The 22,372-nt window shown below is 71.3% G+C and carries 24 protein-coding genes and 1 pseudogene; 15 read left to right on the top strand and 10 right to left on the bottom strand.

Annotation, left to right across the window (positions count from 1 at the left end):
- Positions 1-161: 161 nt before the first annotated feature.
- A complete protein-coding gene (locus ACIO3R_RS24090) occupies positions 162-701 on the top strand; it encodes a hypothetical protein (protein WP_385034953.1) in 540 nt (179 codons plus the stop codon).
- A 173-nt stretch (positions 702-874) separates the two neighbouring features.
- On the opposite strand, the gene ACIO3R_RS24095 is transcribed toward ACIO3R_RS24090, so the two are convergent.
- Both ACIO3R_RS24095 and ACIO3R_RS24100 read right to left on the bottom strand, forming a co-directional pair.
- The gene (locus tag ACIO3R_RS24095; RefSeq protein WP_402108562.1) at positions 875-1,477 is read right to left on the bottom strand and encodes a GNAT family N-acetyltransferase; all 603 of its coding nucleotides are present in this window, start codon (positions 1,475-1,477) and stop codon (positions 875-877) included.
- Positions 1,478-1,875: 398 nt separating this feature from the next.
- Positions 1,876-2,634, bottom strand: coding sequence for an SDR family NAD(P)-dependent oxidoreductase (locus ACIO3R_RS24100; RefSeq protein ID WP_402108564.1), 759 nt, complete (start codon positions 2,632-2,634; stop codon positions 1,876-1,878).
- A gap of 150 nt (positions 2,635-2,784) precedes the next feature.
- Between ACIO3R_RS24100 and ACIO3R_RS24105 the strand changes: the two genes are divergently transcribed.
- The 4 genes and pseudogenes from ACIO3R_RS24105 to ACIO3R_RS24120 all read left to right on the top strand — a co-directional run bounded on the left by ACIO3R_RS24105 (position 2,785) and on the right by ACIO3R_RS24120 (position 7,577).
- A complete protein-coding gene (locus ACIO3R_RS24105) occupies positions 2,785-3,432 on the top strand; it encodes a TetR/AcrR family transcriptional regulator (RefSeq protein WP_385034927.1) in 648 nt (215 codons plus the stop codon).
- A 519-nt stretch (positions 3,433-3,951) separates the two neighbouring features.
- Complete coding sequence (locus ACIO3R_RS24110) at positions 3,952-4,875, top strand: aminoglycoside phosphotransferase family protein (RefSeq protein WP_402108569.1); 924 nt, start codon at positions 3,952-3,954, stop codon at positions 4,873-4,875.
- Positions 4,876-4,905: 30 nt separating this feature from the next.
- Positions 4,906-5,058: pseudogene (locus ACIO3R_RS24115) on the top strand (tectonin domain-containing protein); the annotation flags it as partial.
- Positions 5,059-6,065: 1,007 nt separating this feature from the next.
- Positions 6,066-7,577 carry a hypothetical protein gene (locus ACIO3R_RS24120; RefSeq protein ID WP_385034923.1) on the top strand — a complete coding sequence of 504 codons (1,512 nt, stop codon included), beginning with the start codon at positions 6,066-6,068 and terminating at the stop codon, positions 7,575-7,577.
- 163 nt (positions 7,578-7,740) lie between these two features.
- Here ACIO3R_RS24120 and ACIO3R_RS24125 read toward each other — a convergent pair whose 3' ends face one another.
- Complete coding sequence (locus tag ACIO3R_RS24125) at positions 7,741-8,613, bottom strand: undecaprenyl-diphosphate phosphatase (RefSeq protein WP_385355506.1); 873 nt, start codon at positions 8,611-8,613, stop codon at positions 7,741-7,743.
- Between the two features lie 183 nt (positions 8,614-8,796).
- Entirely contained in the window at positions 8,797-9,510 is a 714-nt protein-coding gene (locus ACIO3R_RS24130) for a TVP38/TMEM64 family protein (RefSeq protein WP_402108571.1), read from the bottom strand.
- 48 nt (positions 9,511-9,558) lie between these two features.
- Here ACIO3R_RS24130 and ACIO3R_RS24135 point away from each other — a divergent pair, with 48 nt between their 5' ends.
- From ACIO3R_RS24135 to ACIO3R_RS24150, 4 genes are all read left to right on the top strand, one after another.
- Positions 9,559-10,296 carry a DNA alkylation repair protein gene (locus ACIO3R_RS24135; RefSeq protein WP_402108573.1) on the top strand — a complete coding sequence of 246 codons (738 nt, stop codon included), beginning with the start codon at positions 9,559-9,561 and terminating at the stop codon, positions 10,294-10,296.
- Between the two features lie 88 nt (positions 10,297-10,384).
- Entirely contained in the window at positions 10,385-10,552 is a 168-nt protein-coding gene (locus ACIO3R_RS24140) for a hypothetical protein (protein ID WP_385034917.1), read from the top strand.
- Positions 10,553-10,644: 92 nt separating this feature from the next.
- On the top strand, positions 10,645-11,814 hold the full coding sequence (tuf, locus tag ACIO3R_RS24145; protein WP_402108576.1) for an elongation factor Tu: 1,170 nt from the start codon (positions 10,645-10,647) through the stop codon (positions 11,812-11,814).
- A gap of 108 nt (positions 11,815-11,922) precedes the next feature.
- Positions 11,923-12,768, top strand: a complete 846-nt coding sequence (locus ACIO3R_RS24150) for a spermidine synthase (RefSeq protein WP_385034913.1) — start codon at positions 11,923-11,925, stop codon at positions 12,766-12,768.
- Here ACIO3R_RS24150 and ACIO3R_RS24155 read toward each other — a convergent pair.
- Positions 12,730-14,031, bottom strand: coding sequence for an MFS transporter (locus tag ACIO3R_RS24155; RefSeq protein WP_385034911.1), 1,302 nt, complete (start codon positions 14,029-14,031; stop codon positions 12,730-12,732). The two genes, ACIO3R_RS24150 and ACIO3R_RS24155, sit on opposite strands and share 39 nt — an antisense overlap.
- 54 nt (positions 14,032-14,085) lie before the next feature.
- A complete protein-coding gene (locus ACIO3R_RS24160) occupies positions 14,086-15,177 on the bottom strand; it encodes a hypothetical protein (RefSeq protein ID WP_402108578.1) in 1,092 nt (363 codons plus the stop codon).
- A gap of 154 nt (positions 15,178-15,331) precedes the next feature.
- Between ACIO3R_RS24160 and ACIO3R_RS24165 the strand changes: the two genes are divergently transcribed.
- Together ACIO3R_RS24165 and ACIO3R_RS24170 are read left to right on the top strand one after the other, a co-directional pair.
- Positions 15,332-15,769: a DUF4442 domain-containing protein gene (locus ACIO3R_RS24165; RefSeq protein ID WP_402108872.1), complete on the top strand. Its 438-nt coding sequence runs from the start codon at positions 15,332-15,334 to the stop codon at positions 15,767-15,769.
- Positions 15,770-15,923: 154 nt separating this feature from the next.
- On the top strand, positions 15,924-16,583 hold the full coding sequence (locus ACIO3R_RS24170; protein WP_385034907.1) for a DedA family protein: 660 nt from the start codon (positions 15,924-15,926) through the stop codon (positions 16,581-16,583).
- 53 nt (positions 16,584-16,636) lie between these two features.
- Here ACIO3R_RS24170 and ACIO3R_RS24175 read toward each other — a convergent pair whose 3' ends face one another.
- Positions 16,637-17,167, bottom strand: a complete 531-nt coding sequence (locus ACIO3R_RS24175; RefSeq protein ID WP_385034905.1) for a gamma carbonic anhydrase family protein — start codon at positions 17,165-17,167, stop codon at positions 16,637-16,639.
- Positions 17,168-17,338: 171 nt separating this feature from the next.
- On the opposite strand from ACIO3R_RS24175, the gene ACIO3R_RS24180 reads away from it, so the two are divergent.
- Positions 17,339-18,076, top strand: coding sequence for an acyltransferase (locus ACIO3R_RS24180; protein ID WP_385034903.1), 738 nt, complete (start codon positions 17,339-17,341; stop codon positions 18,074-18,076).
- A 28-nt stretch (positions 18,077-18,104) separates the two neighbouring features.
- Here ACIO3R_RS24180 and ACIO3R_RS24185 read toward each other — a convergent pair whose 3' ends face one another.
- Positions 18,105-18,971, bottom strand: a complete 867-nt coding sequence (locus ACIO3R_RS24185; protein WP_402108581.1) for an EamA family transporter — start codon at positions 18,969-18,971, stop codon at positions 18,105-18,107.
- Positions 18,972-19,065: 94 nt separating this feature from the next.
- Here ACIO3R_RS24185 and ACIO3R_RS24190 point away from each other — a divergent pair, with 94 nt between their 5' ends.
- Together ACIO3R_RS24190 and ACIO3R_RS24195 are read left to right on the top strand one after the other, a co-directional pair.
- Positions 19,066-19,638: a helix-turn-helix domain-containing protein gene (locus ACIO3R_RS24190; protein ID WP_385034900.1), complete on the top strand. Its 573-nt coding sequence runs from the start codon at positions 19,066-19,068 to the stop codon at positions 19,636-19,638.
- A 44-nt stretch (positions 19,639-19,682) separates the two neighbouring features.
- On the top strand, positions 19,683-20,243 hold the full coding sequence (locus ACIO3R_RS24195; protein WP_402108583.1) for a YbaK/EbsC family protein: 561 nt from the start codon (positions 19,683-19,685) through the stop codon (positions 20,241-20,243).
- On the opposite strand, the gene ACIO3R_RS24200 is transcribed toward ACIO3R_RS24195, so the two are convergent.
- Positions 20,233-21,084 (bottom strand): aminoglycoside N(3)-acetyltransferase, encoded by an 852-nt coding sequence (locus ACIO3R_RS24200; RefSeq protein ID WP_385034895.1) that lies wholly within the window; start codon positions 21,082-21,084, stop codon positions 20,233-20,235. The two genes, ACIO3R_RS24195 and ACIO3R_RS24200, sit on opposite strands and share 11 nt — an antisense overlap.
- Positions 21,085-21,160: 76 nt before the next feature.
- Positions 21,161-21,571 carry a CoA-binding protein gene (locus ACIO3R_RS24205; protein WP_385347191.1) on the bottom strand — a complete coding sequence of 137 codons (411 nt, stop codon included), beginning with the start codon at positions 21,569-21,571 and terminating at the stop codon, positions 21,161-21,163.
- 58 nt (positions 21,572-21,629) lie between these two features.
- Between ACIO3R_RS24205 and ACIO3R_RS24210 the strand changes: the two genes are divergently transcribed.
- On the top strand, positions 21,630-22,256 hold the full coding sequence (locus ACIO3R_RS24210) for a YigZ family protein (protein ID WP_385034891.1): 627 nt from the start codon (positions 21,630-21,632) through the stop codon (positions 22,254-22,256).
- Positions 22,257-22,372 lie beyond the last annotated feature (116 nt).

Genomic DNA, 22,372 nt, shown 5'->3' on the forward strand with positions numbered 1-22,372 from the left:
GCGTATGGATGATTCGGTGATCGGCCCCTGTGGACCGCTTCCGCACCCTCGCGCCGCAGAACCGCCACCGGCTTCCGGACGTGCCCGAATTTCACTCGGCGGTCCTGTCACCGGCCGGTACTGTGCGACGCGGACCAGGGGAGGGTGAGCCGGTGCGGCCAGTGCTGTTGGTGGATGTGGACGGACCGCTGAATCCGTATGCCGCGAAGGCGCACCGCCGGCCCGAGGGCTACCGCACGCACCGCATGCTGACGCCTCGCTGGGAGGCGGCTGAGCGGCGCCGGCTGACCGAGTGGGGGCAGCCGAACGAGCCCGTGAAGCCGCTGCGGGTGTGGCTCAACCCGGATCACGGCCCGGCGTTGGAGGCGCTTCCCTTCGACTTGGTGTGGGCGACCACGTGGGAGGAGGAAGCCAACGCGTTCATCGCGCCAGTCCTGGGATTGCCCGAGCTGCCCTTCATTCCCTGGCCCTCGCCGCGGGTCGAGCCCGGTGGCGGCGTGTTCTGGAAGACACCGGAGATCGTCGCGTGGGCGAAAGGCCGGGCGTTTGCCTGGATCGACGACGAGATCACAGACGCCGATCGCGCCTGGGTGAAGTGCCGGCACCGCGGTCCCGCCCTGCTGCACCGGATCGATCCCCGACACGGCCTTGTCAACGACGATTTTGCCGCGCTGACGGCATGGGCGAACGGCCTGGACTGACTTCACGACGCGTCGACAGCTGCCTGCGGCGCCGTTCCGCACGAACACTGCGGGGCATCCCTCGACCGGCAGTCAGACGCGCGGTGATCGTTCCGCACGGTCGGGGCATGCAGCGCCGAGCGGGCCCGGCTCAGCCACACATGAGCAGGAGCTGGGCAAGGCGCTCCGCCTGGTCAGGCGTCCCAGGCGCGCGGGCGGTTCAGCGCTTCCCATTCGGGGCGGAGCAGTGAGAACACGGCGAGGTCGTGGCGGCGGCCGCGATGGAGGCAGGCGGCGCGGCTGGTGCCTTCGCGTACGAAGCCGGATCCGGCGAGGACGGCGAGGGCGGGGGCGTTGCCGGTGTGAGTTTCTGCCGTGAGGCGGTAAAACGGGAGTTCGCCGAACGCCAGGTCCACCAGAGCGTCGAGGGCGTCAGTGCCGTGGCCGTGCCCACGATGCTGAGCAGCCAGCATCAGCTCGACCTCTGCTGTGCCGTTGACGATGTTCTGGCCGGTCAGTGCGGTGTGGCCGACAGGGGTGCTGTCAGGGAGCAGGACGAGGAAGTCGTCGCGATCGTCGTCGTCACTGTCACGCTCGATGCGCTCGCGCATCGCGGTGAGGGAGCGCGGCCAGATGCCGATTTCATGGGCGGATACCGGATCGGATCGCCAGGCGTGCAAGAGCTCGGCGTCGTCCACGTCGACTGCCGCGAGACCGACGGACTTGGCACGCCAGGAGAGTTCCCTTTCAGCCGCTGCGTCATGCTCGTTGCCCGCGGTCCCGATGTTTTCGGTCATGGGCGGATGGTATGGGTGCCTTTCAAGCCGGGACCACTGGATTTCCCCGGTCAAAGGCCCAGCGTCGCTGTTCACCCGCCCTTGACCGTCCACGAGCCCGGATGAGGAGGGGAGCGAGGCGGGGTGCCGCCTGATACGCGGTGGCGGGCCTGTCCGTTCGCACGGTCAGGCCCGCCACTGTTGGAGCCGGGCGGTGCACCGCCCGAGCCGTACGGCAACGGCCCGGCACGGCGAGGCACGGACACCTGCTGGGCCCGGGATTCTCCTTGACCGCACCATCTGAAGAACCGCTGGTGCTCTGACCGGGAACGCTCGCCGGGTTGGCCGGTCACTCCCGCTCGGAGGCCGCGGCGAGGTGACGGCGGCAGCCGTGCGGGGCACATGGTGTGGGCGGGGCCCTACAGCAGGGCGCCACCGGACACTTCGAGGCGCTGGGCGGTGACCCATCGCAGGTCCTCCGAGGCGAGCGCGGCGATGGCGTCGCCGATCTCCTGCGGTTCGCCGACGCGGCCGAGCGCGGTCTGTGCGCCCAAGCCCTCGCGCAGCCGCGCGTCGTCCCGCATGGCGCCGCCGTTGAAGTCGGTGGCGGTCGGCCCCGGCGCGATGGCGTTGACGCGGATCTTGCGCGCCCCCAGCTCCAGGGCCAAGGTCCGGCTGAGAACCTCGACCGCTGCCTTGGAGGCCGAGTAGACCGAGGTGCCGGCACTGGTGTGGCGGCTGAGGGAGGAGGAGACGTTGATGATCCGCCCTCCGTCGGCCAGCACGGGCGCAAGCGCCTGGATGAGGAAGAACGTGCCACGAACGTTGGTGTTCATCACGGTGTCGTAGTCGTCGACCGTGACCGCTTCCAGCGGTCCGAACAGCCCGATCCCGGCATTGTTGACCAGGACGTCCAGCCCGGTCGCCTCCCAGCGCTCCAGCTGCGCGGCCAGGTGGGAGACGAAGGCGGGGAAGGTGGCCAGGTCGCTGATGTCCAGCCGCAGTGCGGCGGCCGTGGCGCCGGTGTCCTGAATGCTCCTGACCGTCTCCTCGGCCTCCTGGGCGTCGCCTCGGTGGGTGACGATGACGCGCAGCCCGTGCCGGGCCAGCGCCTGCGCCGTGGCCCGGCCCAGCCCGCGATTGCCGCCGGTCACCAATGCGACCTTGCCTGAATCCATGAGTGCTTCTCCTTGGGGAACGGAACGACTCCGGCCGAAGTGCTCCCGGCCGGCCGGATGCGAGTCGAGCGACTCGCATCCCTGTCCACGTAAACACCCGCACAGTGGCGAGTCAAGTGACTCGCCTCGTGATGGGTCATACTGGGGTCCATGACCGCAGGACTCTCCGCGCACCATCAACGACTCGCTCAGCGCAAGCGCGAGGCGATCACCGCAGCGGCCACGAAGCTGTTCCTGGAACGGGGATATGACGGGACCTCGCTGGCGAAGATCGCGGAGGAAGCGGTCGTCTCGAAGTCCACGCTGTTCAAGCAGTTCCCCACCAAGGCGGCGCTTTTCGAGGCCATCGTCACCGAGTACTGGAAGGGCGGGCCGGATCCGGCGGCGCCCGCGACGCCGCCCGGTGACCTGCGCGCGGGCCTGAGCTCGATCGGCCGCCAGTACGCCGACCTGATCGGCCGGCCCGCGATGGCGGCTCTCTTCCGCATCGTCATCGCCGAACTGCCGCGCTTCCCGGAACTGGGACGGGCTCAGTTCGAGCTGGGCAAGCTGCCCTACTTCATCTCCGTCCAGCACTACCTGGAGGCCGAGCATGTCGCGGGCGCTGCGGTGGTACCTGACGCGGAGAGCGCCACCAACCAGTTCCTCGGCATGATCGCCAACTACGTCCTGTGGCCGCGGATGCTGCTCGCCGACTGGAGCCCCGCACCTGTCGACGTCGGCCACGCCGTCGACGAGGCGGTCACGACCATGCTCGCCCGCTACGGCCCCAGTACCGGCGACGCGCAGCACTCCTGACGGCTCCGGCGCCGCCGCGGGTGCGGACGGCGCGCGCTCGGCCCCCGTGGTGATTTTCGCGGTCCTGCAATGGGGCCGCCGGCCTCCGGGCCCGGCATGACTGTGTGTCCCTGTCGAAGGCACCTGGGGGGTGTCACCGCGCCCGGAAGGTGCCGTCCGAGCCGCTGATCGGAGCCCGGTCACCGCCCGGTCCGGCGCACTGACCGGACAGTTCGCGGGCCACAGGTCTTTCTGGCGTGGGTGCGCGCGTACGACGCGACTGCCGAGGCCGACACCGTCCAACTCCGGTGGAAGGGTGCGAGGTTCGACATCGGCAGTGTGGGCGTCTTCCTCGGCACGGACGTCGGCAAGGGCGCCCATCACGGGTACGGACTGACCCAGTCGGCAAGGAGGTCTTCGACAAGGCCATGCTCCGTGACAGAACCTTCCACGAGATCCGCATCCCCGAAGCAGCTGCCGCATGCCCCTCGGCCATACCCGTGGTCGCGGTGGGAAGCCCACTCCTCCGAAGGACCCCACATGAGTTCGCCGCAGGGTATCGAAGTACCTGACGCCCTGGTGGCGTCGTACACGAGGAACGGTGGCGAAGAGGAACGCACCTGGATCGCCCGGTTGCCCGCGCTGGTGGCGGAGCTGCTCGACCGATGGGAACTGGAGCACGACGGCGGCACCAGGTCCGGCGAGGCCTCGCTGGTGGTGCCGGTGCGCCGCACGGACGGCACCCGCGCCGCGCTCAAACTCCAGATGCCCCGCGAGGAGACGACCGCCGCGCTGATCGGGCTGCGGGCGTGGCAAGGCGACGGCATCGTGCGGCTGCTCGACCACGACTCGCAGAGCGGCGCCGTGCTGCTGGAACGCCTGGACGGCTCACGCACCCTGGCTTCCGTCGAGGACGACGACGTGGCCATGAGCGCCTTGGCCGGACTCATGGCCCGGCTGCATTCCGTCTCGGCGCCCGAGGGCCTGCGCGGCCTCCGTGACGTCGCGCGCGACATGCTGGCGTCCGTGCCGGCGGCCGCCGCCGCCCTGCCGGGCACCGAGGACCAGCGGCGGCTGCACGGCTGGGCGTCGACAGTCACCGAGCTGGCCGGTGAGCCCGGCGACCGGATGCTGCACTGGGACCTGCACTACGACAACGTGCTCGCCGCCGAGCGCGAGCCGTGGCTGGCCATCGACCCCGAACCCCTGGTCGGCGATCCGGGCTTCGACCTGTGGCCGGCGCTGGACACCGGCTGGGAGAAGCTCCACGCCACCGGGGACGTTCCCCGGATGGTGCGGCGCCGCTTCGACCTGCTGACCGAGGCACTCGGGCTGGACCGTCGGCGCGCGGCCGGCTGGACCCTGGCTCGGCTGCTGCAGAACACGCTGTGGGACATCGAGGACGGACGGACCACCATCGCACTCTCCCAGATCGCCGTGGCCGAGGCGCTGCCCCGCTACTGAACACTTGGCGGGGGCAAGAGCGGCAACCAGGTCTTCCGGTACACCGGGGGCCAGGACGCCTCGAACTCGTGGAAGAGCATCAACGGCAGCATCAAGGGCATCGCGGTGGGCTCCTGGACGAACGTCTGGGGCGTCGATCCCGCCGACGCCATCTACCGGTACACCGGCGACCAGCCGAGCTGACACAACTCCGCTCCGTGGTCCTGCGGGCCCGGACCTCAACAGGTCCGGGCCCGGCCCTGGCCCCGTGAACCGGGACACGCGGCGAGGGGCCGTGCCATCACTATGAGCCTCCAGGCCTCGCCCCGCTTCGCCGTTTCGGTTGTGATGAGGCGGCGTCACCGGTCTCCAGCCACGGCGTGCACGGTGTGATTTCGGTTGTTGGGCAGGGCGGAGTCCCGGGCGGCGGTCGGGTTCTCCGGGTTCCTCGGGCGGGCGCACCGCCCGACCCGGACTCCGGCTCTCGTAGGAACAGCTCCCACTCCTCGTCCGGTATGGACGACTCGTGCTTGCCTGTGCCGTATCCCCTGCGCGCCACGGTCTCTCTCCCCGGGGCCACTTGGATGATCTACGCACCACGGGCCGCGAACCCCGATGTGTGCGCACCCTCCCGCCGTTCCGAGGGGCAGTGATTGCCCTCGCGTTTCGCCGCGTGAACACCCTCTGACGCACATCCGCTTATGGCCGCACACCACAACACGCCGGTCGCCCCTTCGGCCACCTCGGCGGTGAAATCGGCCACTCTAACGGGTTAATGCCCGACAGATCACGGGATAGTACATTAGGGATGGCGAAGAAGAGGACAGTTGGCTGAGCTTCAGGTCCATGTCCGAGCACACAATGCGGATTGCCCAGTGCCAGTAACAGAATCGTGAAGAGGGGCCGACGCGGCCGCTTTTTCCCGCCCGAGAGACGCGACTGGCTGCGAGAACACGTAGCTGGATGACGATCGACGTCATATCAGTGGACGGCGCGGCGAGCCGTCCGCCCGATGGGTTCCCTTCCGCTCTCCGGTTGACCGGTCGACTTCAGGTCCGCCGATGTCCCTCAACGCACCTGACCCAGAACGCCTTTCATCCGCATCGGCCGACGAGCGGGCGCGCCATCCCCCTCGTGCACCAACCGCGTCAAGAGCGGGCAGGGCGCGCGCCGCCACTGCTACCACCCCACCACACCAAAGGAGTTGACCCATGAGTGGATGCGGCTGCGGGCAGCCCCCCATCGCCATCGGCGACTGTCAGCCCTCCAAGCCGGCCTGTCCCCCCGCTGCCTGTCCCGGCTCCAAGCCGTACGAGCACTGCGAGACGATCCCACTGCGCGACTCCGCGCCGTACCGGGTCGCAGCGACCGCGAGCAGCACCGACCCGACGCCGTACTACACCATCGCCAACACCCATGCCGCGCTGGACCCTGTCGTCGCCCAGACCATCCTGAACAGCGGCACGGGGACGTTCCCGGCCGATGACGGGTCGCACAACGGCCAGCACACCTGGCTCGCCGGTGTCGTGCACATCGATCCCACGGCGCTGCGCGGCAACCCCACCAGCGTCACGATCAGCGCCTCGGTCCATGTCCACAACGACGGCAGGAGCACGGCCTGCCAGCTCTACGGCCGCTTCGCCCTGTGGAACGGTACGGCCCCGGTCCGCACCGATCTCCTCGGCCCACCCGATCTGCCGGCGGGCGGTGACGACAACGGCGTCATCCCTCCGACCACCGTGCCCCTCGCGGACGTCCTCGCGGGAAGGATCGTCGTCGAGCTCAACCTGGAAACAGGCAACGACGACACCTGCCGAGTCGGCCCCAAGCAGTGGACCGTCGACAGCTTCGTCCTCACCGTCCAGGCGGCCGCCCCGGGCTGTGGCCGGCCGTTCCTCCGTACGACCTGCCGCGACTGCGACGGCACGGTCACCTGCACGACCGACACCCTCGACGGCTCGGCCACTCCCTATGCCGCGGTCCCGCCGGTCATCCCGGTCGCCTCCTGCCAGGACGGATGCGCCACCGCCCGGCCCCCGTGCATCTCCACCGACCGGGGCAACGCCATCACCCGAGGCAGCGACGGGTGTCTGTACGCGCCCGACACGCCTGCTCTGGACCCGTCCCCGTGCAATGCCGCACGGAACACGACCGGTGGGCTGCTTGTGCCGCGGATCGACCTGACGGGTATCGCTCCCGGCGGCAACAGCAGCCTCGAACGGTCGGTGGACATCGACGTCACCGGCACGCCCGGCTGCCCCGGGACATGGGAGATCGGCGCCCGCCTCACGCCGGTGAGCGCGTTCCGCAACGCCGAGCGGCAGAACGCCAACCTCCTGGCCCGGACCGGTACCGACGTCCCGATCCCCGAGTCCGACATCGTGCTCCCGGAAGCCGGGGTGTACCACATCGACAGTGATGTGCGGTACGCGCTCGGTTCCGCCACCGGCGGCAGCGGCTACATCATCGGCTGGCTCAGGGACGAGAGCACGGACACCCTCCTGACGAGCTTCACCCAGATCGCGGCGATCAACGCGGAGAGGCAGGAGCAGCAAGGCGGAACCACACACATCATGACCGAGTACACGGTCGCCTCCGGCCCCCGGACGGTCCGCCTGCACCTGATGTTCGTCCTCACCGGCGGCAAGATCTCCAACGCCGAGGCCGGCGGCACCGACAGCAACGGCGCAACCCGGATGCGATTCCTCAAGGTCAGGGATTAGGACATCGCTTCGTTCCCGGCGCCTCCCGTCGAGCGAACGGTGTCCCCTTCCCCTGGGGGAGACATGCGGGAGGCGGCGACACGGGCCCCCGGCCCGGTTCATCTGGAGGACCGCGTCCAGAAGGCTGCGCAGGCCGTCGTGACCGCCGCTCGGCGAACCTCGGTCAGCCCGCCGACTCACCCGCGTGCGGGCTCAGCACACCCGCCGCCACCAACGCGAACAGGGCCAGGCCGAGCAGGACGCGGTAGATGACGAACGGCATGAAGCTCTTGGTGGTAATGAACTTCATGAACCAGGCGATGACCACGTAGCCCACACCGAACGCGATGAACGTCGCGAAGATCGTCGGACCCCAGGCCACATGTCCCTCGCCCGCGTCCTTCAGCTCGAAGACGCCGGAGGCCAGCACCGCGGGGACGGCGAGCAGGAACGAGTAACGGGCCGCCGCCTCGCGGGTGTAGCCCATCAGCAGGCCGCCGCTGATCGTGGCGCCGGAGCGGGAGACGCCCGGGATCAGGGCCATCGCCTGGCAGAAGCCGAAGATCAGGCCGTCCTTGATGCCCAGTTCCTTCAGGGACTTGCGCTCCCTGATCGCCCGGTGCTTGCCACCGGTCTCGTCACGGGCGGCCATGCGGTCGGCGACGCCGAGGACGATACCCATCACGATCAGCGTGGTGGCGATCAGCCGCAGGTCGCGGAACGGGCCCTCGATCTGGTCCTTGAACGTCACGCCCAGTACGCCGATCGGGATGGAGCCGACGATGACCAGCCAGCCCATCTGCGCGTCGTGGTCGCTCCGCATCGCACGGTTCGTCAGCGACTTGAACCACGCCCCGACGATCCGGACGATGTCCTTCCGGAAGTAGATGAGGACTGCGGCTTCCGTGCCGATCTGGGTGATGGCGGTGAACGCCGCCCCCGGATCGTGCCAGCCGGCGAACGCCGCGGTGAGCCGCAGATGCGCGCTGGAGGAGATCGGCAGGAACTCGGTCAGTCCCTGAACGAGGCCGAGGACGAAGGATTCGAACCAGCTCATGGGGCTTGGGCCATCCTGAAGTGATCATGCATCGTCCGACAGCCATGGGCGCCGTCGGCAGCGTGCGGATTGCGGTCATGTGAGGGCAGGGCCGCATGGGGCCCGGAGACCGTCTGTCGGTCGCGGGAAGCGTATCGCCCCCGGGTGAACAGGATTACGACAACCCCCGGCCGTACCCCCGCGTCACTCGGCACCCAGCCGGTGGCGCCTGCGCCAGGCGACGACGGCCGCGCCGACACCGGTCAGCACGATGAACCCCATCGCGGCCAGGAACGCGGGCGACGTCGGCGACGAGGCCTCGCTGCCCGCCACGACGTACGCGGCCGTGTTGGGGATCGAGCCCAGCCCGGTCGCCGCCAGGAACGGGGGATAGCCCATGCGCGACACGGCGGCGCAGTAGTTCGCGGCGGCGAAGGGCACGCCGGGGAAGAGCCGCAGCGCCAGCATCGAGCGGAATCCGTGCCTGCTCAGCTGCCCGTCCGCCGCACGCATCCAGCGCCCGCGCAGCAGCGTGCGGAGCGCATCCTGTCCCAGCACCCTGCCGAGCCCGAACGAGATGCCCGCGCCCAGCACCGTGCCCGCCAGCGCCGCCGCCAGACCGGCCTGCGTGCCGAACAGCGCCCCGGCGGCGAGGTTGAGCAGCGGCCGCGGCACGAAGGCCACCGTGGACACGCCGTACGCGAAGCCGAAGAGCACGACCGCGGCGGCCCCGCCGCTCAGGTGGGCCGGCCAGCCGGAGGCGAGCAGCCGCTGGGGTTCGAGGAGCAGCATCGTCGTCGCGGCGGCCAGCAGCACCGCCACGAGCAGTGAGAGCCGGGACCAGGGCGAGAACAGCACCCTCGTGCAGCGCGCGGCGAGACCGGTCGCGGGCCGGGAGACGGAGACGGGGTCGAGCATGCGGGGAGAGTATCCGACACCAGGTGTGATCGTCGTAATGTGACCGTTATGAGCGACGGAGCCGAAACCGCCCGCGATACGCCCGAAGCCGCCCCCGGGCTCCCCGGCAGCACGCTCGCCGACACCGTGCTGGAGCGGCTCACCGCGCTGTATCCGACGGCCGCCGACCCCGTGCGCGCCCGGTCCGCCGCCGCGTACATGAAGGACGTCGCCCCGTTCCTCGGCATTCCCACCCCCCGGCGCCGGGAGCTGTCCCGCACCGTCCTGGAAGGCACCGCGCGTCCCGGGGAGGCGGACTGCGCCGCCATCGCGCTGCGCTGCTGGGAGCTGCCCGAGCGCGAGTACCAGTACTTCGCCGCCGACTACCTCCGCCGCCACGCCGCGCGCTGCTCGTCCGGATTCCTGCCGGTCCTGCGCCATCTGGTCTCCACCGTGCCCTGGTGGGACACCGTCGATCTGCTGGCGGCGCATGTCGCGGGTCCTCTGGTGGCCGCGGACCCGGCGCTCCGGCAGGACATGGACGCGTGGATCGAGGACGACGACCTCTGGATCGTCCGCACCGCGCTGCTGCACCAGCTGCGCTACAGGGAAGCCACCGACACCGGACGGCTCTTCGGGTACTGCCTGCGCCGGGCCGGCCACCCGGACTTCTTCATCCGCAAGGCGATCGGCTGGGCCCTGCGCGAGTACGCGAAGACCGACCCGGAGGCCGTACGCGACTTCGTCGACGGCGCCCGGGGGCGGCTGTCGCCGCTGTCCGTACGAGAGGCCACCAAGCACCTCTGAGGGGCGGGCGGCGAGCGCCGCCGCCAACTCCCGTACCGCCCGCCGTAAATCGCTCGACCGGCGCGCGGCCGTCCGACATGATCGAGGCATGTTCCGGTACGCCTTCCTCGCAGCGCAGTCCGCAGTCGCGGACGCGCCGAAGGCTGCCGCGAACGTCGCGGTCACCACGGCAGCAGCCGTCACCACAGCACTGGCAGCAGCAGTCGCAGCAGCGTTCACCGCTGCGGCGGCGCCCATCGGCGGCGCCCGAAGCTGACCCTCCCCCGACAGTCCGGCGGACCCCGTAAGGGGAGGGTCGGCGGGGCCCTGGGGTCTTCTCTCGCAGCTTCGAAATCCAAGGAATGAGCCATGCCCAAGACGGCATACGTGCGCACCAAGCCGCACCTCAACATCGGCACCATGGGCCACGTCGACCACGGCAAGACCACCCTGACCGCCGCCATCACCAAGGTACTCAGCGACCGGGGCACCGGCACGTTCGTCCCGTTCGACCGCATCGACCGGGCGCCGGAGGAGGCGCAGCGCGGCATCACCATCAACATCGCGCACGTCGAGTACGAGACCGGCACCCGCCACTACGCGCACGTCGACATGCCCGGTCACGCCGACTACATCAAGAACATGGTCACCGGCGCGGCCCAGCTCGACGGGGCGATCCTCGTCGTGTCCGCTCTCGAAGGGATCATGCCGCAGACCGCCGAGCACGTGCTGCTCGCCCGTCAGGTGGGCGTCGACCACATCCTCGTCGCGCTGAACAAGGCCGACGCGGGTGACCCCGAGCTGGCCGACCTGGTCGAGCTGGAGGTGCGCGAGCTGCTGTCCGCGCACGGGTACGGCGGCGACACCGTGCCCGTCGTGCGGGTGTCGGGCCTGCGTGCCCTGGAGGGCGACCCGCGCTGGACGGGGGCGGTGGAGGCGTTGCTCGACGCCGTCGACACCTACGTACCGATGCCGGTGCGCTACACCGACGCGCCGTTCCTGCTGCCGGTGGAGAACGTCCTGACCATCACCGGCCGGGGCACGGTCGTCACCGGCGCGGTGGAGCGCGGCACCGTCCGCGTCGGTGACCGGGTCGCGGTGCTCGGCGCGGACACCGAGACGGTCGTCACCGGTCTGGAGACCTTCGGCAAGCCGATGGAGTCCGCCGAGGCCGGCGACAACGTCGCGCTGCTCCTGCGCGGGGTCGAGCGCGACCGGGTCCGCCGCGGCCATGTCGTGGCCGCGCCGGGCAGCGTGACACCGAGCCGGCGCTTCACCGCGCAGGTGTACGTCCTGTCGGGGCGGGAGGGCGGCCGGACCACCCCGGTCGCCACCGGCTACCGGCCGCAGTTCTACATCCGCACCGCGGACGTCGTCGGTGACGTCGACCTCGGCGCGGCGGCGGTGGCGCGCCCCGGTGAGACGGTCACCATGACCGTCGAGCTGGGCCGGGACGTACCGCTGGAGACCGGCCTCGGCTTCGCCATCCGCGAGGGCGGCCGCACGATCGGCGCGGGCACGGTCACCGGGCTGCTCTGAGCCCGGAGCCGTAACGGCGCGGCCGGGTCCGCCCCCGAATCCCACGGGAGGCGGACCCGGCCGTGCTCCGTGGTCATGGGCAGCCGGACGGGCCCGCACAATGGGGGAGTGAACGAGTCGATACCGGTCGTCCGCGACGTGGACCGGGGCACCGCCAGACTGCTCCCCGACGTGGACCGGGAGCGGGCCTGGCTGCTGACGGTCGACGGGTCACCCCAGTCGTACGTCGACCTGGACGCACCGGAACACCTGGAGTTCGAGTACGCCAGACGGCTCGGCCATGTCGTGGACTGCGCCGCCGGACCGGGCGTACCGCTCGACGTGCTGCACCTCGGCGGCGGGGCCCTCACCCTGCCCCGCTATGTCGCGGCCACCCGCCCCGGGTCCCGGCAGGACGTCGCAGAGGCCGACCGGGGGCTGCTCGACCTCGTCGCCGAGTACGTGCCGCTGCCGGACGGCAGCGGGATCACCGTGCACGGCGTGGACGCCCGCGAGCACCTGGAGGCGACCGCACCCGGTTCCGTGGACGTCCTGATCGCGGATGTCTTCGGCGGCTCACGGGTGCCCGCCCACCTGACGTCCGTCCCCTACGCGCGGGCCGCGGCGCGGGCACTGAGGCCCGGCGGGGTCTACGCCGCCAACCTCGCGGACGGGGCGCCCTTCGACTTCCTGCGCCCGCAGCTGGCCACGTTCGGGTCCGTCTTCGCGGAGCTCGCGGTGATCGCCGAACCGGCGGTGCTGCGCGGCCGGCGCTTCGGCAACGTCGTCCTCGTCGCGTCCCACACCCCCGTCGACACGGCCGCGCTGATCCGCCGTTGCGCCGCCGACGCGTTCGCGGCCCGCGTCGAGTACGGCGCTGCCGTGGCCGGGCTCGTCAAGGGCGCCAGGCCGGTCGGTGACGACGAGGCGGTCGACTCACCCGAGCCGCCCGACGGCTCCTTCGGCATCGGCTGACGCGGGCGTACTCCCGGCCACCACCTCGGCGGCGGTCCGGCGCGTCAGATTGCGGACGTCCGGCACGAACAGCACCGCGCCGGTGACCAGGACGACCAGCGCGGCGCAGCCCCACAGTGCCTGACTGCGCCCGACCAGCGACTCCACCGGACCGGCGAGCGCGGTGGCGAGCGGCACCATGGCCACCGAGCCGAACCAGTCGTACGCCGAGACCCGCGACAGCTTCTCCTCCGGGATCTCCTGATGCAGGGCCGTCATCCAGGACACGCCGAACACCTCGATGGCGGCCCCGCTGACGAACATCACCGCGCAGAGCCCGGCCGCCGGCAGCGGCACGGCGAGCCCCGCCGAGGGCAGTGCCAGCGGGAAGACGCAGAGCGTCCCGGCCAGCAGCAGCCGCCGCGGCTTCCACCGCATCATCAGCACCGCCCCGCCCACCGTGCCGACGCCGAACGCGGCCAGCGCGAGGCCCCAGGGGCGGGCGCCGCCGAGCTGGTCCCGGGCGACCAGCGGCCCGTAGACCGCCTCGGCGGCCCCGACCGCGGCGACCACCACGGAGAACTGCGCCACGACGGCCCAGAGCCAGGTGCGGCCGACGAACTCCTGCCAGCCGTCCCGGAGATCGGCGAGCAGACCGCCACCGGGCGCGCGGGAGGGGATGTGGCTGACGTCGAGGAAGGAGCGCAGCGCGCCGGCCACCGCGAAGGCGGCCGCGTCGATCGCCAGCACCCAGCCCGGGTCCATCGCCGCGATCATGGCCCCGCCCAGCGCCGCTCCGCCGATGGCGGCGCCCTGCACGGACATCCGGAAGAGGGCGAAGGCCCGGCTCGCCTGTTCGCTGCTGACGGTGGACATCAGCATGCCCTCGGCGGCCGGGCCGAAGAAGGCCTGCCCGGTACCGCAGAGCGCGGTGAGCACCATCATCTGCCACAGCCGGGGGTCCCCGGCCAGGACCAGCCAGGCGAAGGCGGCCTGCGAGAGGCAGTTGAGGGTGTTCGCCGCGACCATCACCCGGTGGCGCGGCAGCCGGTCCGCGACCGCCCCGCCGATCAGCAGGAAGAGCACCAGCGGCGCGGTCCTGGCGGCGGCCACCAGCCCGACGTCGCCGGCGTCGCCGCCCGACTCCAGAACCGCGAACGCCGCCGCGATCAACGCGCCGTTGGTGCCCAGGCCCGTGATGATCGCGGCGGCGGTCAGCAGCCGGTAATTGCGGCCCGCCCGGGAGGGGCGGGCCGAGGGAGGTGCGAGGTCGGCGGCGGTCACCAAGGGACTATCGCCGCAGTGACCCCGCGGTGCCAAATGCTTTGCGGCGGAGCATCAGGGCTCGGAGATCTCCACCAGGCGCACCGTGCTCAGAATCTTCTGGATCGTCGCGTCGGGCAGCTCGTCGGGGACACCGGCGGCGCCATACAGCACCCAGGAGGAGAAGGCGCCGCTGCTGTTCTTGAAGGTGAAGGCGATGGTCTTGCCGTCGCTGTCGCACTTCTTCTTCTTGGTGACATTGGGCGCCGTGGCGGTGACCAGGCTGCCGGTCAGACCCGCCTTGGTGGTGTACTGCTTCGGCTTGCTGATCTTGATGGTGCTCTTCGGCATGTGCTGGGCATAGGCCGCCCACGCCCAGGTGCCCGCCTCGTTCCTGGCGTTCACATCGGCGTCCGTGGCACCCTCGGCGCCCCGGGTACCGGTACCGGCCAGGCTGGTGTTCTCCTTGGTGCCGTCGTGGTCGGCGTCGTCGACGCACCACTTGCTCTTGAGGTCGGCGGGCGCGGAGAAGCCGATGAGCGGCGAGCCGTCACCCTTCTTGTCGTCCTCGAAGAACGAGGAGACGCCGGGGCGCGAGACCTCCCAGTCGCCGGGCACGTCGAACTGGGTGCCCCACTTCGGGTTGGTCACCACCTTCCAGCCCGCGATGAGCGGCTTGGCGTCATCGCCGACACCGCGCGGGTTCTCCTCCGACGACGCGGACTCGGAGGGCTTGGCGGGCGCGGACGACTTCTTGTCGTCGGCGACGTTCTTGCCGTCCTTGTCGTCGTCCTTGTTCATCACGACGACACCCGTGACCACGGCGGCGGCGACGACCGCGACCGCCGCGACGACCGCGACGAGCGTCGTCCGCTTCTTGTTGCCGTTGCCGGGCTGAGGCCCGCCGGGCGGACCGGCCACCCCGTACTGCGGAACGGTCGGCTGCTGGTACGGGTTGGGCTGCGGGTAGCCCGGCTGACCCTGCTGCTGCCCCGGCTGACCCTGCTGCGGGTAGCCGTAACCGGGCTGCTGCTCGGGTGTGCCCGGCTGTTGGTATCCCGGCTGCTGGTAGGGATTCGGCTGCTGGTACCCCGGCTGCTGGTACGGGTTCTGGTTCGGGTCCTGCGGGTTTTGCTCGCCCCCGGGCGGCTGCTGTCCTGGCCACATGGCGAGTAACGATAGAGGTGTGTCCTCCGGTCGGCTACGGCCGCCCCCGTGAGCGGTCGGTGAAGAACGGGATCAGGTGTGGGCCGGGTGGTCGCGGAGGCATGGCCAAACCTATCTACCCGTGAGTAACATCAAGTCCATGAGCGCTGAACAGATGACCGCGGGCGAGATGGTCGCCGCGACGGTTCCGATGGTCCGGACCCTCAACCTCGAATTCCTGGAGTCCACCGCAGAACGCGCGGTGGTCCGTCTGCCGGACCAGGCGGACTTCCACAACCATGTCGGCGGACCGCACGCCGGCGCGATGTTCACGCTGGCGGAATCGGCGAGCGGTGCGATAGTCATCGCCGCGTTCGGGGACCAGCTGACGCGTGCCGTCCCGCTCGCCGTGAAGGCCGAGATCGGCTACACGAAGCTCGCCATGGGCGACGTCACCGCCACCGCCACCCTCGGCCGGCCGGTGGCCGACGTCGTCGCGGAACTCGACGAGGGCAAGCGCCCCGAGTTCCCTGTGACCATCGAGATCCAGCGCGCGGACGGCGCCGTGACCGGCGAGATGACGGTGGTCTGGACGCTGCGACCGAACGGCTGAGCCCGGCCCGCACCGCGGGGGCCGCCGCCCACCCGGCAGGGGTGCGGGGCGGCCCTTCGCGCTGTCCGCGCCGACGGCGCGCCGGGTAGGCTTCCCGCTGTGCGCCGAGGAGTTGTCCGGCGGGCGACAGGCCATCACTACGGAGGAACCGGCGTTGCACATCCAGGAATGGCTGGAGAACGTCCCCGCGATCAGCGTCTACCTGCTGGTGGGCGTCGTCATCGGTCTGGAGAGTCTCGGCATCCCGTTGCCGGGCGAGATCGTCCTGATCAGCGCGGCACTGCTGGCCGCGGGACACGACGGAATCAACCCGTGGATCCTGGGAGCCTGCGCCACGGCCGGGGCGGTGATCGGCGACTCGATCGGTTACGCCATCGGCCGCAAGGGCGGACGGCCGCTGCTCGCCTGGCTCGGCGGAAAGTTCCCCCGGCACTTCGGTGAGAGCCAGATCGCCATGGCGGAGGGCTCGTTCCAGAAGTGGGGCATGTGGGCGGTCTTCTTCGGCCGCTTCGTCGCACTCCTGCGCATCTTCGCCGGACCGCTCGCGGGCGTCCTGCACATGCCGTACTGGAAGTTCCTGACCGCCAACGTGCTCGGCGGGATCGCCTGGGCGGGCGGCACCACGGCCGTCATCTACTCGGTGGGTGTCGTGGCCGAGGACTGGCTCAAGCGGTTCTCGTACCTGGGACTGGCGATCGCGGTCCTGATCGGGCTCACCTCGATGCTGGTCCTCAAGAACCGGACCAAGAAGGCGGCCGCGCGCTCCACGGTGGACTCCACGCCCGAGCCGGGGACCGTACCGGCGGCCGACTGACCCGTACGGATCCCGGCCGGGCGGCCGGGATCCTCCGCGTCCGGCCTCCGTACTCAGTCCTCGAACGCCTCGCGGTGCGCCTTGGCCAGCTCCACATAGCCGACCGCGTTGAACTTCACGCCGTCCAGCTCCTCCTGGGTCAGCTGCCGCTTGACCTTGGCGGGCACGCCCGCGACCAGCGAACCCGGCGGCACCCGCATCCCCTGCGGGACCAGGGCCTGGGCGGCGATCAGCGAACCGGTGCCGATGTGCGCACCGTTCAGGACGGTGGCCCCCATGCCGATCAGGACGTCGTCCTCGACGGTGCAGCCGTGGAGCACCGCGTTGTGCCCGACCGAGACGCGCTCGCCGACCGTGACGGGGAATCCGGGATCGACATGGACGCTGCAGTTGTCCTGGATGTTGGAACCGGCGCCGATCACGATGGGACCGCAGTCCGCGCGCAGTACGGCGTGGTACCAGACGCTGGACCCGGCCGCCATGGTGACCTCGCCGATCACGACCGACGTCGGTGCGGTGAACGCGGACGCGTCGATGTCCGGTTCCTTGCCGCCCATCGCGGTGATCAACGCCTGTTCTGCCATCGCGCGTTCCTCCGTGCTCCGGTGCGTGTGGGCCCCGGCCGTTCCGGCCGCGGCTGTCCCGGTCCCGCCGGGAAACGGTATGCGACGGGCACCCGGGTCCGGGTCCCGGTGGGGTGAAGATCACAGGCCGGCGCGGATACCGGCCCCGGGCGTGCCGACTACCGTGTGCGAGTGCCGAAGAACAGAGACACGGTCTCCTCCCTGACCGCCTGGCGGCGGCGCGCCCTGTCGGGGGCCGTCCACCGCTGCTGGCGCTGGGTGCGGGAGACGGGTGCGGTCACGCCCGCGCACCCCGGCGGCCTGCGGTTCGGCCGGATCGGCGAGGGCACCCGGCTCGCCTTCCCGCAGGGCACGGTCTTCGGGGAGCGGTGGATCGAGCTCGGCAACCACTGCATCATCGGCGAACAGGTCACCCTCACGGCAGGCCTCATGCCCGATCTGGACCTGGGCACCGAACCGATACTGACCCTGGGCGACGGGGTGGTGCTCGGCCGCGGCAGCCATGTGGTGGCCGACACCACGGTGACGATCGGCTCGGACACGTACTGCGGGCCGTACGTCTACATCACCTCGACCAACCACAGCTACGACGATCCCCAGCAGCCGGTCGGCCGGCAGTGGCCGCGGATGGAGCCGGTCGCCATCGGCCCCGGCTGCTGGATCGGCACCGGAGCGGTGATCCTCCCGGGTGCCCGGCTCGGGCGCAACGTGGTGGTGGCGGCGGGTGCGGTGGTACGCGGGGAGGTGCCCGACCACGCGGTGGTGGCCGGCGCCCCGGCCCGCGTCGTACGCAGCTGGGACCCGGAGAAGGGCTGGCAGCCGCCCCTGCGCACCCCGGCCCCGGTGCCGATCCCGGAGGGTGTGACCCCCGAACAGCTGCTGGCCGTCGCGGAACTCGACGAGAGCTGACCGCCGGAGCCGGGGCCGCCCGCTCCCGTCACCCGGTCGCGAGCAGCACCGTGCCCACGAGTGCGAGTCCGGCGCCCGCCGCCTGCACGCCGCGCAGCCGTTCCCCCAGGAAGCCGCGCGCGGACAGGGCCGTGACCACCGGGTAGAGCGAGGCCAGCACGGCGGCGACGGTGACCGGCCCGTGCTGGGCGGCGATCGAGTACGTCCCGTTGGCCGCGACGTCCGCGAGACCCACGAGCGCCAGGGCGGGCAGTGCGGCCCGCACCGCAGCGGTCCCGCCCGCCTCCGGAAGCGCACGGGCCCCGCGGCGCACCGAGACGTACAGTGCCGTGCCGCCCACCGCGATGTTGGTGACGCGCTGCACGAAGAGGGCCAGGAAGAGGCCGGTGACGGTGGTGGACGCGTGTGCGATCAGGGACATCACGGCCCCGAAGCCGAACGCCGCCACCAGGGTCAGCAGCACCGCCCGGCGCTGCACGGGGGCGCCCCGCAGCTGCGGCCCGCCCGCCAGCACGATGCCCACCACCGCGACGGCGACCCCGGCGAACTGCAGCAGCCCAGGACGCTCGCCCGCGATCAGCCCGACGCTCACCGGCACGGCGACCCCCAGCGAACCGAGCGGGGACACCACGCCCATCGGCCCGAGCGCCAGGGCCTTGTAGAAGCTCAGCATCGCGACCGGCCCCACCGCGCCGGCCGCGACGGCGAACCAGAGCTGCCCACTCGCCTCGCTCCAGGCTCCCGTCACGGTCACGATCACGGCGAGCACGGCCGCCGCGGCGGTCTGCGAGACGACCACGACCGTGAGGGCGGGCATGCGCCGGGTCAGCAGCCCGCCGCCGAAGTCGGCCAGACCCCACAGCAGACTGGTGGCGAGGGCGAACAGTGCGGTCATGCGGGGGCCTCGCAGTACAGTGCGGTGAACGGTTGGGTACACCACACCGTAGTGCAGTATTTTTGACCCTGTCATCCAAAATATTGGACGGAATGTGACTGATCTCGACCGGCTGACCCAGTCCCTCGCGCGCAATCTCAAGCGCTGGCGCGGGGAGCGGGGCTTCACCCTGGACGCTCTGGCCACCCGTGCCGGGGTCAGTCGCGGCATGATCATCCAGATCGAGCAGGCACGCACGAACCCGAGTGTCGGCACCACGGTGAAGCTCGCCGACGCGCTGGGCGTCAGCATCACCACGCTGCTCGACTACGACCAGGGCTCCCCGGTCCGCCTGGTGCCCGCCGGCCAGGCGGTCCGCATGTGGTCCACGGAGGCGGGAAGCTCCACGACCCTGCTGGTCGGCACCGAGGCACGGGGCCCGCTGGAACTCTGGTCCTGGCGGCTGGCCCCCGGCGACGGCAGCGCCTCCGACCCGCATCCCGAGGGCACCGTCGAACTGCTCCACGTCACCGCGGGCGATCTCACCCTGGTCGTCGACGGAACCTCGTACACCGTGCCCGCCGGCGCCTCCGCCACCTTCGAGGCGCACCATCCCCACAGCTACCGGAACGAGGGCTCCGCGCCCGTCGAACTCACCATGGCCGTGTCCATCCCGCCCGTCAGATGAGATGCCCAACCGGGCCGGAGCGTGGGGCTGTTAGCGTGGCGCACATGCGCGCACCATTCGGCTCCTTCGAGGACGCCCGTCCCGCTGCCGAACGCCTCGAACTGCTCACCGCACCGGTGGCGGCAGCGGTCCGGGAGGGCTGGGGCGGTTTTCCCGCCGAGCAGATCATCCACGTCGACACGGACCCGGAGATCGCCGACACGGCGGCCTTCGTCGAGCACCACGGGGCCGATCTGCTGAGCCGGTCGGCCAACTGCGTCGTCGTGGCGGGAAAGCGCGCGGGAGACGTCACCCTGGCGGCCTGTCTGGTGCTGTCCCACTCCCGCGTCGATGTGAACGGGGCCGTCCGCAAACACCTCGGCGTCCGCAAGGCGCGGTTCGCCCCGATGGAGACGGCGGTCGGTGACACGGGCATGGAGTACGGCGGCATCACCCCCGTCGGACTCCCGGACAGCTGGCCCCTGTTGATCGATCCCGCCGTCGTGGACCAGGAATGGGTCCTGATCGGGAGCGGCAGCCGCCGGGGCAAACTGATCATGCCGGGCAAGGCGCTGGCGGCGCTCCCGGGAGCGGTCGTGGTCGAAGGTCTCGGCATCACGGGCTGAAGCGGTCGCCCGCGCCGCCGTGACGGTGCGCGGGCAGCCACCGGGTGGCGAAGCCGACCGCCTCGGGGAAGCGGAACAGACGGCTCGGGGCCGAGCCGACCGGGCCGGAGGCGACGGCCGGGGGCCGGCCCGACCGCTCGAAGTCCGCACCCAGGGCCGCGAAATCACTGTCGTCCAGGGCCACGTCCGCGTACTCCCACCACCGCCGCCCGCCGCCGTCACGCACCACGCAGCGGTAGGTGCGCAAGGGCGGGGACGGGACGCGGTACTCGGCGAGATGGAACGCGGTGCAGGAGCCGAAGCCGGTCCCCAGCAGCAGGACCTGCGCCCGCAGCTCGTACAGCCGGGCCAGCGGGGAGTCCTCGCCGAGATGGCAGTCGGGGCGGTGACCGGCCACCACATGGCCGGCCAGCGGGCCCGCGGCCGCGAACGACGTCTGCGGATGGGCGCTGCGTACGGAGCCCGGGGACCGGCGCACCGTCTCTGCCAGCCGGCCCATCGACGGGGCGGCCGTGCCGGCGGGATCGAACGCGGGCATGGCCGCCCGCACGGCGGCCCGGTCCCGGTCGCAGAGACCGCGGACCCGGGCGCGGTAGTGCGGGGAGGTGTCGGAGTTCTCCGGAGTGAAGGCCGGGACGACCAGCGTGCCCTGCGCTCCCAGCACATCCCGCAGGGCGTCGGCCACGGCGCGGACCCCGCCGTCCACCGCTCCCACCGCACGCAGCGAGGCATGCACCATCAGGACGCCGCCCCGCTCCACGCCGAGCCGGACCAGCTGTCCGGCCAGCCGGGCACGGGTGTGGGAAGCGCTCAGGACACCGAGGGCAGGAGCAGTACTCACAGCGGGCCATTGTTCCAGCCGGAAGCGGAGTGTGACACCCCGCACACACGGCCGACGGGCAACCCCGGGGCTCCCCTCAGCGACCCAGCGCGGGGATCTCGATGGCGGGGCACCGGTCCATGACCATGTCGAGCCCGGCCGCCCGGGTACGTTCGCAGGCCTGCTCGTCGATCACCCCGAGCTGGAACCAGACCGCGGAGGCGCCGATCGAGACGGCCTCGTCGGCCACCGCGCCGGCCAGTTCGCTGTTGACGAAGACGTCCACCACATCGACCGGGAACGGGATGTCGGCCAGTGAGGCGTAGCCGTCCTCGCCGTGCACCCGCTCCGCCTTGGGATGCACCGGGACCACCCGCTTCCCGAAGCGCTGAAGGACCTCGGCCACGCCGTAGGCCGCGCGGGAGCGGTTGTCGGAGAGCCCCACCACCGCCCAGGTATCGCCCGTCCCGGTCAGGATTCTGCGGATCGTCTCCGTGTCTGCGTACATGATCGCACAACGGACGGCCGCCCCGGACCATTCCCGTACCTGCGCATAGGCTGGCCGGATGCAGGAGCAGTACCGGACAGTCGCCCGAGCGGGCGTGCACGAGACCGAGATCAGCCGATCGCGTTTCCTCTGCGCGCTCGCCCCCGCCGCCACCGAACAGGAGGCGCAGGAGTTCGTCGCCCGCGTCCGCAGGGAACACCCGACCGCCTCCCACAACTGCTTCGCGTACGTGATCGGCGCCGACGCCTCCGTACAGAAGGCGAGCGACGACGGCGAGCCGGGAGGCACCGCCGGCGTACCCATGCTCCAGATGCTGACCCGCCGCGAGATGCGGTACGTCGTCGCGGTCGTCACCCGCTACTTCGGCGGGGTGAAACTCGGCGCGGGCGGGCTGATCCGGGCCTACGGGGGAGCGGTCGGCGAGGCCCTCGACGCGGTCGGCACGCTCACCCGGCAGCGGTTCCGGCTCGCCACCGTCACCGTGGACCACCAGCGGGCGGGCAGGCTGGAGAACGAACTGCGGGCCACCGGACGGACCGTGCGCGAGGTCCGCTACGCCGAGGCGGTGACCATCGAGATCGGGCTGCCGGACGCCGACGTCGCGGAGTTCCGCCGCTGGCTGGCCGACGCGACGGCGGGCGAGGCGGAACTGGAGCTGGGCGGCGAGGCCTACGGGGACGCCTGAGTACTGTGGTGCGCGGGGGGCCAGGGGCAGGGCCGCGCGGGTGTGACGGGCACCGGCCGCCAGGTCCGGGCCGCTCCGGAGTACAAGGGGCGCGACCCCATGGGTGGAGGAAGCGA

Source organism: Streptomyces sp. NPDC087428 (genome assembly GCF_044744085.1).
In the GTDB taxonomy this organism is placed as follows: Bacteria; Actinomycetota; Actinomycetes; order Streptomycetales; family Streptomycetaceae; genus Streptomyces.

Coding starts and splice junctions, on each gene's coding strand:
- ACIO3R_RS24095 (WP_402108562.1), bottom strand. CDS start 1,477: ATGACCGAAAACATCGGGACCGCGGGCAACGAGCATGACGCAGCGGCT.
- ACIO3R_RS24100 (WP_402108564.1), bottom strand. CDS start 2,634: ATGGATTCAGGCAAGGTCGCATTGGTGACCGGCGGCAATCGCGGGCTG.
- ACIO3R_RS24105 (WP_385034927.1), top strand. CDS start 2,785: ATGACCGCAGGACTCTCCGCGCACCATCAACGACTCGCTCAGCGCAAG.
- ACIO3R_RS24110 (WP_402108569.1), top strand. CDS start 3,952: ATGAGTTCGCCGCAGGGTATCGAAGTACCTGACGCCCTGGTGGCGTCG.
- ACIO3R_RS24120 (WP_385034923.1), top strand. CDS start 6,066: ATGAGTGGATGCGGCTGCGGGCAGCCCCCCATCGCCATCGGCGACTGT.
- ACIO3R_RS24125 (WP_385355506.1), bottom strand. CDS start 8,613: ATGAGCTGGTTCGAATCCTTCGTCCTCGGCCTCGTTCAGGGACTGACC.
- ACIO3R_RS24130 (WP_402108571.1), bottom strand. CDS start 9,510: ATGCTCGACCCCGTCTCCGTCTCCCGGCCCGCGACCGGTCTCGCCGCG.
- ACIO3R_RS24135 (WP_402108573.1), top strand. CDS start 9,559: ATGAGCGACGGAGCCGAAACCGCCCGCGATACGCCCGAAGCCGCCCCC.
- ACIO3R_RS24140 (WP_385034917.1), top strand. CDS start 10,385: ATGTTCCGGTACGCCTTCCTCGCAGCGCAGTCCGCAGTCGCGGACGCG.
- tuf (WP_402108576.1), top strand. CDS start 10,645: ATGCCCAAGACGGCATACGTGCGCACCAAGCCGCACCTCAACATCGGC.
- ACIO3R_RS24160 (WP_402108578.1), bottom strand. CDS start 15,177: ATGTGGCCAGGACAGCAGCCGCCCGGGGGCGAGCAAAACCCGCAGGAC.
- ACIO3R_RS24165 (WP_402108872.1), top strand. CDS start 15,332: ATGACCGCGGGCGAGATGGTCGCCGCGACGGTTCCGATGGTCCGGACC.
- ACIO3R_RS24175 (WP_385034905.1), bottom strand. CDS start 17,167: ATGGCAGAACAGGCGTTGATCACCGCGATGGGCGGCAAGGAACCGGAC.
- ACIO3R_RS24185 (WP_402108581.1), bottom strand. CDS start 18,971: ATGACCGCACTGTTCGCCCTCGCCACCAGTCTGCTGTGGGGTCTGGCC.
- ACIO3R_RS24195 (WP_402108583.1), top strand. CDS start 19,683: ATGCGCGCACCATTCGGCTCCTTCGAGGACGCCCGTCCCGCTGCCGAA.
- ACIO3R_RS24205 (WP_385347191.1), bottom strand. CDS start 21,571: ATGTACGCAGACACGGAGACGATCCGCAGAATCCTGACCGGGACGGGC.
- ACIO3R_RS24210 (WP_385034891.1), top strand. CDS start 21,630: ATGCAGGAGCAGTACCGGACAGTCGCCCGAGCGGGCGTGCACGAGACC.